The sequence below is a fragment of the Enterocloster sp. OA13 genome, assembly GCF_022440595.1.
GTDB classification, from domain to species: domain Bacteria; phylum Bacillota; class Clostridia; order Lachnospirales; family Lachnospiraceae; genus Enterocloster; species Enterocloster hominis.
Genome location: NZ_JAKNTF010000001.1, coordinates 5270967 through 5285441, shown reverse-complemented (window position 1 = coordinate 5285441; position 14475 = coordinate 5270967). Strand labels below are relative to the sequence as shown.

Annotated in this window: 10 protein-coding genes; 9 read left to right on the top strand and 1 reads right to left on the bottom strand. The window is 51.0% G+C overall.

Features of this window, described 5'->3' with window-relative positions; translation table 11 throughout:
* The first annotated feature begins 54 nt into the window (after positions 1-54).
* Genes MCJ35_RS23355 through MCJ35_RS23330 form a run of 6 tightly spaced genes read left to right on the top strand, consistent with a single transcriptional unit; the run spans position 55 to position 4617 of the window.
* Positions 55-1524, top strand: a complete 1470-nt coding sequence (locus MCJ35_RS23355) for a hypothetical protein (RefSeq protein WP_025485022.1) — start codon at positions 55-57, stop codon at positions 1522-1524.
* A gap of 18 nt (positions 1525-1542) precedes the next feature.
* Positions 1543-2103, top strand: a complete 561-nt coding sequence (locus MCJ35_RS23350; RefSeq protein ID WP_008720789.1) for a flavodoxin family protein — start codon at positions 1543-1545, stop codon at positions 2101-2103.
* A gap of 33 nt (positions 2104-2136) precedes the next feature.
* Positions 2137-2517, top strand: coding sequence for a TIGR03792 family protein (locus tag MCJ35_RS23345; RefSeq protein ID WP_008720787.1), 381 nt, complete (start codon positions 2137-2139; stop codon positions 2515-2517).
* A gap of 38 nt (positions 2518-2555) precedes the next feature.
* Positions 2556-3287: an SDR family NAD(P)-dependent oxidoreductase gene (locus tag MCJ35_RS23340; protein ID WP_025485024.1), complete on the top strand. Its 732-nt coding sequence runs from the start codon at positions 2556-2558 to the stop codon at positions 3285-3287.
* Between the two features lie 11 nt (positions 3288-3298).
* Entirely contained in the window at positions 3299-4252 is a 954-nt protein-coding gene (locus MCJ35_RS23335; RefSeq protein WP_025485025.1) for a dihydrofolate reductase family protein, read from the top strand.
* A gap of 17 nt (positions 4253-4269) precedes the next feature.
* Positions 4270-4617 carry a phenylpyruvate tautomerase MIF-related protein gene (locus MCJ35_RS23330; RefSeq protein WP_008720781.1) on the top strand — a complete coding sequence of 116 codons (348 nt, stop codon included), beginning with the start codon at positions 4270-4272 and terminating at the stop codon, positions 4615-4617.
* Between the two features lie 63 nt (positions 4618-4680).
* Here MCJ35_RS23330 and MCJ35_RS23325 read toward each other — a convergent pair whose 3' ends face one another.
* Positions 4681-5832: an ROK family transcriptional regulator gene (locus tag MCJ35_RS23325; RefSeq protein ID WP_025485026.1), complete on the bottom strand. Its 1152-nt coding sequence runs from the start codon at positions 5830-5832 to the stop codon at positions 4681-4683.
* A 224-nt stretch (positions 5833-6056) separates the two neighbouring features.
* On the opposite strand from MCJ35_RS23325, the gene MCJ35_RS23320 reads away from it, so the two are divergent.
* The 3 genes from MCJ35_RS23320 (at position 6057) to MCJ35_RS23310 (ending at position 14450) form a co-directional block, all read left to right on the top strand.
* Positions 6057-7364: an AfsR/SARP family transcriptional regulator gene (locus MCJ35_RS23320; RefSeq protein ID WP_240299668.1), complete on the top strand. Its 1308-nt coding sequence runs from the start codon at positions 6057-6059 to the stop codon at positions 7362-7364.
* A gap of 211 nt (positions 7365-7575) precedes the next feature.
* Positions 7576-12123: a doubled motif LPXTG anchor domain-containing protein gene (locus MCJ35_RS32310; RefSeq protein ID WP_240299667.1), complete on the top strand. Its 4548-nt coding sequence runs from the start codon at positions 7576-7578 to the stop codon at positions 12121-12123.
* 278 nt (positions 12124-12401) lie between these two features.
* Positions 12402-14450 (top strand): DHH family phosphoesterase, encoded by a 2049-nt coding sequence (locus MCJ35_RS23310; protein ID WP_008720772.1) that lies wholly within the window; start codon positions 12402-12404, stop codon positions 14448-14450.
* The last annotated feature ends 25 nt before the right edge of the window (positions 14451-14475 follow it).

Below are 14475 nucleotides of genomic sequence, written 5' to 3'. Positions count from 1 at the left end.
ACAGGCCCGGACATGCAGGATCATATATCATTTTCATTATAGGAGGAAATAAGTATGGGAAAGGCTAGTATACCCTTTTTCAAAAAGGCGGACCTGGATGCATCCATCGGTGTTTTCTTTGATGGGTTTTCCAAGGTAATTGTTGCAATCGCTATTTTAGCAGGAACATTCGGACTGGATGGAGGCACGATATTCGGCACCATGATGCCGGGCGTATTCCTCACCGTGGTCATATTAAACGGCGGCCTGTGGCTTTATTACAGGAAGATAGCCGCTGACCGGGGGGATCCTGACCTGACGGCCATACCGGCAGGTCTTCAGGCCGGCCGTATGTTTATCTGGCTTTACAGCATCATGCTGCCTGTGTTCCTCAGTACGGGCAATGCTGATCTGGCATTTAAGACAGGTGTCCTGGCGCATCTGGTGGGAGGGATCATCTTTATTATCGGCGCGTTTGTGGTTCCTGTGATTCTACGGATTGTACCGGCAGGCGCCCTGTTCGGCTCGCTGGCAGGCGGGGCCATGGCCTTCCTGATCATGCAGTCCATGAACGGTGTGCTGAAAATGCCTCTTGTGGGCTGGCTGTCCCTGATGGTGCTCTTTGTCATCTATCTGGGCAAGGTGGAGGTAAAGCTCCCCGCTGCATTGATTGCAATCGTCATCGGTTCAGCGGTGGCCTGGGTCAGCGGTGTCATGGGATTTGGCGCGGTGACGGAATCCCTGGGCAACCTGAATTTTTACATACCGCACCCGGTACTGGATATTTTCAATCCCCAGGTTGTGGGCTCCATGATTCCTTTCCTTCCCATCATCATTGTTTTCTCCCTGAACGAGGTAATCACGGGAATCCAGGCAGTGGAACAGGCCAGGGAATGCGGGGATACTTTCTTTACAACAACAAAGCCGCTGGTGCTCTGCGGACTGGCAAGCATTGTGGGCGCATGTTTTGGAAATCCCCTGGCAGTGGGATTGTACTGGGGATACCCGGGATGGAAGAAAATGGAATCCGGCACAGGGTATCACCTGGGAATCGTGGCGCTGTACGCCCTGGTGGGCCTGACAGGCCTGTCAGCCATCATCAATGCATTCATACCCGAGGCCGTTGTGCTGCCTATCCTGGTGTTTGTTGGGATATCCAGCTACTCCCAGGCATTCGAGGTGGTGGATAAGAAATATTTCCCGGCTGTCATCATGGCCTCCCTGCCCGTTGTCATGGACTTTATCGTGGACAACATGAGGGAAGGGGCGCTGCCCGGATTCACCGCCTTTGACCCTGGCTCCGCGTTTGTGGGACTGCTGGTGGGCTGTGTGTTTGTATTCATCATTGATAATAACTGGAAAAATGCATCCATCACCAATGCAGCGGCCCTGGCCCTGACCGGTATCGGGATGATCCATTCGCCGGGCATTCTGGGAACGGAAACCTATGCCCCGGACATGGGCTTCATCCAGGTGTATGTGGTATTGATCATTGTATTTGCAATTATGCATTTTATAGGATTTAATAAGAAAAAGACGGTGTAAAACAGGAGGACTTAAGAAGTGAAGACCTTGGTAATTATTGGAGCAGCGAGAAAGAACGGACATACACGCCAGATGGTGGATCTGTTCCTGGAGCATCTGGACGGGGAAAAGGAAATCATTGACGCTTACCGCACAGAGGTACAGCCGTGCATGGACTGCCGTTTCTGCTGGAAGAAAAAAGAATGTGTGATTAAGGATGGGATGCAGGATATCTATCAGAAGCTGGAGGAGGCTGACAACATAGTGCTGGCTTCACCCATGTATTTCCATTCCATAACAGGCAGGATGAAGGCGCTGATTGACCGTTTCCAGGTATACTGGGCAGGCCATGTGAGACAGGACATGCCAAAGAAGATGCTCCGCAAGGGCGCAATCCTGATGGTAGGCGGCGCGCCTTCCTTTGAGAACCAGTTCCTGGGAGGGGAAATCGTCCTTAAGAACCTGCTAAATGACCTGAGCACGGAGTGCCTGGGCCAGGTCTGTCTGCCAAACAGCGACAGGGACAGCCTTGAGACAAGGAAAGACATTGCAGACCAGGTGGCTGCACTGGCTGAAAAGATGAATCAGGCATCAAGATAAAAAATAAAAACAAACATATAAGGAGGAAGTATCATGCAGGGTTATACTTACACAAAGGGAGAACATTATCCGGTGGAGCATCTGGTTTTCAAGGTGGCGCCGGAGGACGTTGAGCACTATCTGGCGGTTGACCATGAAATCTGGACATTAAAGGAGGCATATGCGCCTGGGTTCGACCATATCCCGTTCCTTTATAAGGAGGTCTGGGTCAATGACAACAAGCCGGGGGAAATCCATTTTATCTTTGTATGGGAGAGCATTGAATCCTGGAGAAAGATTGATGACAAGGAATATCAGGCCAAACTGATTAAGGAATTCGATGAGAAGTTCGGAAGGCCATATGAGTTCGTGCGCTGCGTACAGAATGAAGAGAATTTCGGCGTACACCGTGTAAGCCGTTTTGAGCGGATCTGATGCAATTGTGGATGGAATCTGGAAAGTGAGGTAAAGTGATGAGATTTGAAGATAAAGTGGTAATCATTACCGGGGCAAGTTCCGGTATCGGCGAAGGCGTTGCAAAGAAGTTCCTGGAAGAGGGCGCACTGGTTGTGGGGTGCGGCATTGAACCTGAGATGCACATCCGGAATGAACATGCAATCTATGTCCAGGCGGACCTGACTGATTTTTCCCAGGCGCAGCATGTGGTGGAGGAAGCGGTCAGGGCCTTTGGAAGGGTTAACAAGCTGGTCTGCTGTGCGGGCGTTACCTTTGTAGGCTCCCTGGAGACAACGGGTTATGATATGTTCATGCGGGAGCTTTCCATCAACATGGGCGGCGTGTTCAACATGTGCAAGGCAGCTGTGCCTGAACTGAAAAAGCAGGAAGGCTCGACCATTGTCACGGTTGGCTCAGACCTGGGTGTCCGCCCGATTCCGGAGCGGATTGGCTACTGCCCGTCCAAGGCAGGCGTCATCATGCTGACCAAGTGCATTGCCCTGGAGTATGCCCCGTCCATCCGTGCCAACGCCATCCTTCCCGGACTGGTGCGCACACCTATGATTGAGCAGAGATTTACAGAGGCAGAGGACCCGGCGGCCTTAGAAGAGGCATATGCAAGCCTTTACCCCCTTCACAAGATGGGAAAAGTCGAGGATATGGCCAATGCAATCGCATTCCTGTCCAGCGATGAAAGCGGATTCATGACAGGTGAAATCATGCATGTGTGCGGCGGCAGCCTGATTTAAGGAGGAAAGACATGGCAACATCTTTATTTAAAATGCCCTTTGACATTGACAAGACAAGGGTTCATCAGATTTACAGGAGTGAGACTTTAAACCAGGCCCAGGTGGAGACCATTACCTGTGATGAGATGAAGGAAATCTACGGGGAGCTTAAGTTTGATAAGCTTTATGAGGACCGTCCCTATACATACACATCCCTGGTAACGTCCATTGACGGCAGGATTGCATTTACAGACGCGCCCCAGGGGCCGCTTATCGCTAAGCTGAACCAGTACGACGGCGACGGCGCAGGGGCTGACTGGTGGATCCTTAACATGTTAAGGGCTGTATCGGACGGCGATATCATCGGGGCTGGAACCATGAATGCAGAGAGCGATTACACGGCCCATGTATTTTCCAGGCAGCTGGAGGATGCAAGGATGGCTGCGGGGATGCAGCCGGTCCCGTGGAACATCATCTCCTCCCTGGATGCAACCGATATTCCGTTTGACCATCTGCTGTTTAAGACAAAGGAAGTCCCGGTGATGATCAGCACCAGCGCGGCCGGGATACCGGTCATACAGGAAAAGATGAAGGAAGACTACTATCTGACAGGCCCGGTTCATGACATATCTGAGGTGACCGGGGAAATGATAGAGGCCATGAAGGCCAACCGGGACAAAATCCTGGTAATTGCAACCGGGGACAAGGCGCCTGACTCCAAAGTGGCTCTTTATATCATGAAGAAGTTCGGTCTTGATAAGGTCCTGGTCGAGACACCGTCTTACATGCATTATCTGGTATCCCAGAAAATGATGGACGAGCTTTTCTTTAACTACTCCTGCATCTATGTGGGCGGACAGGCATTGACCATTGGAAAGTTCGGGCAGGAATTCGGTTCCAAGGATCATCCGCATACAAGGATGCTGAGCATCCATTCCCACAGCGACCATTTCTTTTATTTCAGGCATAAGCTGATTTACGATTAGGGAGAGGAGCAGATAGCATGCCGTGTATACAGGTAAAAACAAACGTTAATACTTCCGGGGAAAAGGCAGAGGCGGTTAAGACCGCCTTAGGACAGGCCATCAGCCTCCTTCCCGGTAAAAGCGAGGACTGGCTCATGGTCGCCATTGAGGACGGATGTCAGATGTATTTTGGCGGCCGGGGCGGACGTCCTATTGCCATGGTGGAAGTTAAGATTCTGGGAAATTCCATTGATAAGGAAGGCGCGGAGCGCATGACCGGGGAGATTACCAGGGCGTTAGGCGGGACATTGGGGGTATCGCCTGACGATATGTATATTAAATATGAAGCATCCCCGGACTGGGGATGGAACGGGACGAATTTCTGATAAGCCGGATTCGCCAACCGTTTAAGAGGGACTTGAATTTCCAGGTCCCTTTTTTCTGATGTATTAACCATGGGCCGACAATATCTCGAAAAACTCCTCGATGGCCTTAAGGGATGCGCCAAGGATGGGGGCTTCATTTCCAAGGGTGGAGATGAGGATTTCCTGGGTATGGGTGATGGGCAGGATGATATCCTTCATGATCTCCGGCATCAGGTAGGGCAGTGAATGGATAAGATGGGAGTTTAGGATGATCATCTCACAGTTCACAAAAAATATGATGTTGGATAACCCAATGGCCAGATTCTTAATGTAGGTATCAAGGATTCCCAAGGCAAGGGGATTCTGCTTCCTGACCAGCTCAATAAACCCGTCAATGTCTTCCAATGGGGTTTCCAGATGCAGGTTGGCCTCGTCCAGAAGATACTGGTCGGAACAGTACTGTTCCCAGCAGCCGTATTTGCCGCAGGAACATTGCTTTGTCTCCTGGATGTTGATGGTGTGGTGACCCACTGCATTGGCGAATCCCAGGTATCCGCGGATAAGGCGGCCGTTGGATATCATGCCGCAGGAAATGACGTCGGTTAAGCACAGCACGGTCAGTTCCTCATATTGTGGATGGAGCCTGGATTCCATGGAGGCAGCCAGATTGCCGTCATTGTCAATATACACAGGCACATGATACCGCTGTTCCAGAAGGGATTTGATATCGATGTTATGCCACTGGAGCTTGGGAATGAAGCGGATGACCCCGTCCAGGTCAATGATTCCCCTTACAGCCAGGCTGATGCCGATAAGACCGTAGGGACAGGGCGGGATTTCCCGTATCATCCTGTCGATGGCAATGTAAATCTGCTGGTATACATGGGAAAATGCCTGCTTCTCAATCGGTATGGACTGGCGGCTGATGATTTCGTTATTCAAATCCGTGAGGATGAGGCCCAGGCGGCGGGCGCCGATATCAATGGCTATGCAGTACCCTGCCTTGGCAGCCAGTGTAAGGATGATGGGACGCCTTCCGCCACTGGAATCCCCCATGGTGGTTTCCTCCACCAGCTTAAGGCTCATCCACTCTTTCACGATGGTGGACACGGTGGCCTTATTAAGGCCCGTCTCCTCGGAAATGCGGGCGCGGGAAATCTGTTTTTTATTCAGTATGTGCTTGATGATGGTCAGTCGGTTAGCGGAACGTATATCTTTGGTCTGTGATATTTTCATAGGTGTGCCTCGAATATGGATGGATTATGGTTTTTCAGCATGTTTTTATAATAGCATATAGAGAAAATGGCTGCAAGGACCAGCTTGTTTCCAACTGGTGCATTTCCGTTTCTGAGTATTTTCATAAATGTGATTTTGGGATACGTTTAGGGATAAACCGTGATATAATGGAAACAAATGGAAAACCGCAGACAGGCCACCGGTTATCAAAGGCAGGTGTACATATGGAAAATGATTGTGATGTTAAGGAAGAAACGGAAGGGAAGGAACTTTATGTCTGTACCCTTGGAACATTGGATGCGCGCTATGGAGGCGAACCTCTGGATATCCCGCTTTCAGCAGGAGGTAAGGTAATCCAGCTGTTTCTCCTGCTTATCTGGGCGGGAAAAGAGGGGATAAGCCGGGTGAAGCTTCAGGATTCCCTATATGATAGGAAGAATACGGATGCGGCCAATGCATTAAGAATTACGGTTTCACGTTTGAGGAAAATGCTTTCCCAGTCCATCTTACAGGATAAGATAAAGATTGAGGTGTACAAAAGCACCTATTATCTCAATGTATATGATGAACACCTGAAAATCAGGATGGATGCCGTCCTGATGGACAATTACTACCAACAGTCCCAAAGGGCTGAAACAGATACCTGCCGCCAGCAGCTGCTGGAGTCCGTATGCCGTTTATACAACGGGGATTTTCTGCCGGTTATGTCCGGAGAGGCATGGGTGGAAAGCAGCAGGAGCCATTATCAGGACATTTATTTTAAAAGTGTCAGGGAGGCCTGCGCATTGATGGCCCGGCACAGGGATTATGAAAAGATAGTAAAATTGTGTGATACGGCCCTTGAGATATATCCTCTGGTGGAGTGGGTGGAAGAAAAGATGGAGGCGCTGTTATCCCTCAAGAGATACGGGGAGGCGCTGAAGGCCTATGAAAATGCCCTGAGCATATTCATTGGGGAGACAGGCAATATCCCTTCAGACTATGTGCTGGCCCGTTTAAAGCAGGTGGGTGCCCAGCTTCAGAATGCATCAGGAGGAATTGAGGATATACGGAAAAGCCTGGAGGAAAAGGAATGGTCAGCCGGCGCGTACTATTGTTCATATCCGGGTTTCATTGACTGTTTCCGTAGGGAGAACCGGCTGACGGAACGGGGCAGGAGGAAGGGAATCCTGATTATATGTACCATCAGGGATGCCAGGGATTGTCCCATAGAGAACCAAATCAGGCTTCAGGAGTACAGCGATATACTAAACCAGGTCATCCATGATTCCCTGAGAAGGGGGGACATCTATACAAAATACAGTCCGGACCAGTTCCTGATCATGGCCAGCGATTTAAAGAAGGATAAATGCCGTATGATAGAGAACCGCATTGCAAACAGCATGAGGAGCCGGTGCGGGCAAAAGGTTATCCTGCATCTGCAGAATGTGGATCTGGGGGAGTGGGGCGGGAAGAACGAAGAAGCGGAAAAGCTGCAGAAACAGCGGGATGCCGGAAAGCGGAAGCGGAGTAAGAAATACTATATGCAGTGATAGGGCTGATGGTGGGAATGGATCTTCAAGCATACCTTAATATGCATTATAAAAGGGCGGGCGGTTACAACCCGGTCACAAAATAGAAAAAAACCATAATATCAGTAAAAAAATGTTTTTATGAAATGGTTTGTGAAATGCCTTTTCCTGTATGATTATACCAAGAGTTTGTTCGAAGCACGTATTTTTGGGATATGAGGAGGAAATGGCTGTGTTTAAAAGGAATTTATCAAAAAAACATTGCCGCCATATGGCATTCCTGACTGCGTTTGTGCTCGCATTTACAAATGTGGGTTCATGTATGACCGTGTCATTCGCAGAGGAAATCGTGGGCGGTGAGGCAGGCGGAAGCGGGACTGAAGGGGAAGGCGGAAGCGGAAGCGGGACCGAAGGGGAAGGCGGAAGCGGAAGCGGGACCGAAGGGGAAGGCGGAAGCGGAAGCGGGACCGAAGGGGAAAGCGGAAGCGGAAGCGGGACCGAAGGGGAAGGCGGAAGCGGAAGCGGGACCGAAGGGGAAGGCGGAAGCGGAAGCGGGACCGAAGGGGAAGGCGGAAGCGGGACCGAAGGGGAAGGTGGAAGTGGAAGCGGGACCGAGGGAGAAGGCGGAAGTGGAAGCGGGACCGAAGGGGAAGGCGGAAGCGGAAGCGGGACCGAAGGAGAAGGCGGAAGTGGAAGCGGGACTGATGGAGAAGGCGGAAGCGGGACCGAAGGAGAAGGCGGAAGTGGAAGCGGGACTGATGGAGAAGGCGGAAATGGAAGCGGGACCGAAGTGGAAGGCGGAAGTGGAAGCGGGACCGAAGGAGAAGGCGGAAATGGAAGCGGGACCGAAGGGGAAGGCGGAAGTGGAAGCGGGACCGAAGGGGAAGGCGGAAGTGGAAGCGGGACCGAAGGAGAAGGCGGAAATGGAAGCGGGAATGATGCTGATGGAAAAAATGATGCTGAAACAAATCAGGAAAATCCAAATGGCGGAACCACAGGCAATCCGGGTAACCCAGGGGCTCCAGCGGCACCGGAAGTAACGCCAAAGGAAAATCATGAATTCACAATATCCTATATCATAGACCCGGAGGAGGGCGCAGCAGTAAAAGGACCTTCTGAAGCCGAAGAAGGGGAATCCGTTATTTTTACGGTCAAGCCGGAAAAGGGTTATGTCATTGACAGCGTGACGGCGGACTACATGGAAGTAGGGCTTTATGAAGAGGCCAGGACGGCAAGCAGTTCCGAAGCTGAATACCATGGAGAGCCGGATTTTTCCAAACCGCAGAAATATATAATAGAGTCAGTGGATGCAGATATGGAAATCCTGATCATCATGGAGAATGAGGAAGCACTGGCAGAAGCTTCAGTAACATTGGATGACGGCACGACCGTGACTGCACAGTGGGATGCGGGCATTATCCCGGAACGTGCAGAACTGGATGTGAGGGAAGTCACACAAGAGGTGAAGGATGCCGTAATAGCTGGCGTGGAGGGCACGGATACCAATCTGGTAGAGGATGTGCCCGCTGAAAATCCAACTGAAAAGGTTACGGATGTGATGGCATATGACATTACACTGGTTGATGGGGATACGGTATATGATACCTGGGAGGAAGGAACCGTTAAGATAACCTTCAGCGGTCCTGCCATAGAGGAAAAAAGCGCGGAGGCAGACAAGGTTTCCATCTTCCATGTGGACGAAGGAAATGTATTGACGGAAATGTCGGCAGAACTGGCGGAAGGCGATGCAGCCGTTGAGGAGATAGGGTTTGAAGCAGGGCATTTCTCAGTATATGCACTGGCCTTCATCAAAGGTGGTTCAAATGTTGGGACGGTAAAGATTGTCCAGGCAGTGCTGGGAACCAATCCTTCTGAGGATGGTAATGCGGAGGTAAAGACATATGCACTGCCGGAAGGCGCGGACCAGGTTTCCGTGCAGACCATAGCCGGGAAACTGGACCCCGTGCAGTCAGGGGACACTGCATTGTCATTCCTTAAGGCAACGTATGACGCAGCCGGAACCATGCCTGTAACAGGACTTCAATACGATAGTGTAGCAGGGCTTCAGTATAAGACGGAGGATTCCCTGGGTTTAGTAGATACGGAAACCGTATTGTATTTCTGGTATGGGGAAGGGATGACTGTCAATCCCCAGATGCAGGTGAGCGAGATCCAGCAGGCCGTTGACATGGCTGGTGTAATCATGTTTGAACCTGGAAATTATAAGGATCTGGTCCTTAAAATAGCAGGAGAAAAGACATTGATCCCGTTGGGGGAGGTTGTCTTCCTCGGCGAGACCATGAGAAGCCCTGCAATTGATATTACCGGCGATACTGCCCTTACCATCGGCGGAGGGGAAGGGTCTAAATTATCCATTAAGGGATACGGGGACGGTATCAGGCAGGAAGGTAAACAGGACATTACATTCACACTGGAAATCAGCCAGGGAAGCACACTGGAGTTAACAGGGAATAAGGTATATGATACCAACCATGGAAATGGAATCTGGATCAGCGGTAAGGGAAGCACATTTAACCTTATCGGCAGGAGTGATTCTACCTTCATTGCAAGCGATAACGGCGGAAGCGGTGTTCTTGCTTATGGTGGGGAACCATATACAAGCGAACAGCAGAACGTAACAGTGAAAATTAATTTTAATGGCAGCAGACTGGTCGATCTGAGCCGGAACAGGATTGGAAGCGGCTATCACAGCGGTATTGGCTGGTACACAGGAACCACCCTGGAATTTGTGGGTTGTGCAGAGGTTCATATCGATGATAATCAGATAGATGCCATCATGTTCAGTTCCTCCTATAAAAATGTGGGTGGGACGGCTGTAGCTGTTCCGGTTGATTCAGAATTATACATTGAGGATTGTCCGGAATTTACCATGAATGGAAATGAATCATGGGGAACAAATGGCGGGAATGTAACGGTTTTAAATTCAACCGTGGAGTGCAGCGGCAATTCCAGCCAGCCATGGGCCAGTGTCCAGAAGTCAGCATCTAATCTGTACTGTTTCTCACTGGTTGCCAGGGACTCTGAAATCAGGGCTGACAATTGCGGGACTTACAGCGGTATCTGGGTGGCAGGGAATGCAGAAATATCCGGTTCCAGGCTGTATGTCAGCGGGAACGGCATTGACAATTACGGAAAGAACGGATGCACCGGAGGGTATGGCATACTGTTCGGCGGTCTGGCAGATATATCAGGCAGCGAATTAGTGATAGAAAATAACGGTTTGGCCGGAATCATGTTCTCCAATGGAAGAAGCCCTGAAAACACATCCAGCATCACGGACAGCACAATCAGGACCAGGGGTAATGGTAAACTGGCACAGACCGCGGACCGGGCCATCAATAAATCAGGTATCGCATTATATACGGGAATACTGGATACCGCGGACAGTAACCTGGTGCTGCTGGAATCCGACAACAGATACGGCATGGGATTTGAGGCCGAGGGAAGGGCACAGCTGATATTGGACGGACACTGCGTGTCGGCATACCAGGCAGGCGGGAATGAGTCTTACTCTTCCAGGCAGGGACATTATCACACCATGATGAACGGTTCCCTCCAGGCGGTACGCGACCATATGTCCGGCACCTACAGCTTTAACGGGGTACAGTCCGCAGACGAGGTATATGTTGCCCCGGTTAATGGATATCAGACAAAACTGACCCGTTTTGACCTTAATGCGGAGATTAATAAAGAGGTCGGGGATGGCAGGGACCAGTCCTTCCGGTATCTGGACCCCAACAGCAGACAGCTGGTGGATTATGGGTTCCGTTATAACCGTACGGGAGAAGACCTTATGGACGGGGAATCCGGCAATGCATATGTCTGGGCGCCGGTATCAATCCTCCATTACGATGCAACAGAAGGCATGATCAGTGATTTTAAGACAGCAATCCAGGGCAATGTTTCCCTGACAAATACCAGAGGTGATGGCACGTCCATTGGAAATACAGGGGATGGAGCCCAGACAGGCGCCCGTTACGGGACGGATTATACAGTATTTGGTAATAGCCTGAACCTTAGCGAAGGGGAGCTTCCTGACGTTGGCGACAGGGCCGGGTATAAATTCCTGGGCTGGTATGCGGCGGATGATGAGGCGAAAGCGGCAGAGTATGCGGGAAGCGGCAACTGGAGCGCACTTTATGGCATTTTGAATGTGCCATTTACCTCATCCTCAAAGGTGGCAGCGGATATGGGGGATGTGGGAACGGGACAGGCGGAAAAGACCATCTACGCAAAGTGGGGACTTCCTTCCGACCATACCATAACCATCCATTACCTTGATAAAAATTCAGGGGCTTCCATTTCTGCCAGCTATACCTCCGGTATAATCAATGAGGGCGGGCAGTACAATGTGTATGACCAGATTCATAAAGCCATTGCCAACTATACATGGGACAGTTATGCAGGGGTTCAGACAGATGAGGTTTCCGGTATCCTGACCCAGGACCTTGTATTTAATGTATATTATACATATAATGGCTCTACTGGCGGAGGCAGCGGCAGCGGAGGCGGAGGCGGGACTTCCAGCGGCGGGCGCAGGGCAACTCCTGAGACAGGAGGCCCTGGTGTGACCATTGAGCCGGAGGCAGTACCACTGGCGCCGCTTCCTGAGAATACGGTTGTGATTCCCGGGGAGGAAGTACCTCTGGCACCTCTTCCGAAGACAGGAGAACGCTCCACATCCCTGTGGGTATGCCTGACGGCTGGCCTGGTTCTTGGAATGTACAGTCTTCTTGGCAGGAAGAAGGAAGAATCATGACGGAATGCATTAACAACACCATATAAAGACCTTAAAAATAACTTAGTAATTGGCTCAGATGTGGCTCATACATCTTACATCTGGGCTTTGGGACGGGAATTCCGGTGAAAACCGGGTTCCCGTTCCGTCATTGTGGGGCTGTGCAGTAAGATGATTTGAACCCGCTGCCATCTGGTGCATTGCTGGTAAAAACTTTATTTTATGGACGAACCGCGGCAGATATGGTATACTAGCTAAGATAGGCGTATTCCGATTATGGATACGATTGGAGGCAGACTATGAAAGATAAAGGAAGGACGCGGGGGACGTTTAAGGTCTACCTGCAGTGGCCGCTCTTTTTGTCGGTCCTTTTGGTTATACTGACTGCCGCTGTTGGAGCGGTATCCATAAAGGCCGGCATTATAGTATCGGTATTTACCATTGTCTATATAGGGATTGCCCTTTGGCTTTACTTTTCAAGAAGAAGAGGCATACTTGCAGGACTCATTGCATTTTCATCCGCCTATGACCAGAGCAGGCAGAACCTGATGGAAGAGATGCTCATGCCCTACGCGGTAGCGGACGGCAGCGGACATCTTTTGTGGATGAACCGGGAGTTTGCGGCAATCCTTGAGGAAGACAGGAATTCATATAAGAATATCACGGCCATGTTCCCTGAGATTACAAGGGAAATGCTGGCCACGGGCGGCGAGATCGTAAGTATCCACAGCGCGTTCGGCGACAGGAAGTACCGCATTGATTTAAAGCAGGTGGTTGTGGATAAGCTGGATGTTGCGGTGGCGGATAACGGCCTGGAGGGACAGGGGACATTCGTGACAGCCATTTACCTGGTTGACGAGACCCAGACCCTTTTGTACATGCAGCAGATTAATGACCAGAAGCTGGTGGCCGGGCTTATTTACCTGGACAACTACGATGAGGCGCTGGAAAGCGTGGAGGAGGTACGGCGCTCCCTGCTGACCGCCCTGATTGACAGGAAGATCAGCAAGTATATTTCAGGCATGAACGGTATTGTGAAGAAGCTGGAGAAGGATAAGTACTTCTTTGTCATCAAGCAGCAGTACATGGCCAAAATCCAGGAAGAGCGTTTTTCCATCCTGGAGGATGTAAAGACAGTGAACATAGGCAACGACATGGCGGTTACCCTGAGTATCGGCATCGGCATGAACGGTGACAGCTATAACCAGAACTATGAGTATGCCAGGACCTCCATCGACATGGCGCTGGGACGCGGAGGCGACCAGGCTGTTGTGAAGGATTCCGGCAAGATACAGTATTACGGCGGCAAGGCGCAGCAGATAGAGAAGACCACCAGGGTCAAGGCCAGGGTGAAGGCCCATGCCCTCAGGGAACTGATGGAGAACAAGGACAGGCTTTTAATCATGGGACACAGGCTGGCGGATATTGATTCCTTTGGCGCGGCAGTGGGTATCTACCGGATTGCCGTATCCATGAATAAAAAGGCGAATATCGTGGTCAACGAGGTGACATCCTCGGTGCGCCCCATGCTGGACCGTTTTGTAGGGAACCCGGAATATCCGGAGGATATGCTTCTGACCGGCCCCAAGGCGGCCGAACTGGTGGATCAGGGCACCATGCTGGTGATTGTTGACGTGAACCGTCCAAGCATAACCGATGAGCCGTCCCTGCTGCGCATGGTGAAGACCATCGTGGTCCTTGACCATCACAGGACCAGCAGTGAGATTATTGATAATGCGGTGCTTTCTTATGTGGAGCCATACGCATCTTCAACCTGCGAGATGGTGGCGGAGGTATTGCAGTATATTGCGGACGGAATCAAGGTAAAAACTGCGGAAGCAGACGCCATGTATGCCGGTATCGTGATTGACACCCAGAATTTCACCAACCAGACAGGTGTGAGGACATTTGAGGCCGCTGCCTTCTTAAGGCGCAGCGGGGCCGACATCACCAGGGTGCGTAAGCTTTTCAGGGAAAACATGAAGGATTATCAGGCCAAGGCAGAGGCTGTGCGTAAGGCAGAGGTATATATGGATGCATTTGCAATCAGTGAATGCCCGGCCGATGGGCTTGACAGCCCTACCATCATAGGCGCCCAGGCTGCTAATGAACTGTTGGAGATACGCGGCATCAAGGCTTCGGTGGTACTTACGGATTATAATGGGACCATTTACTTCAGCGCCCGCTCCATTGACGAGGTCAATGTACAGGTGATGATGGAGAAGCTGGGCGGCGGCGGACACCGCACCATTGCCGGGGCACAGATGGAAGGCGTATCCATTGAAGAGGCCAAGGAACGTTTGAAGGAAGTCATCTGCCAGATGCTGGAGGAAGGCGAGGTGTCCTGACTAAGGACATGATATAGACAGAAAC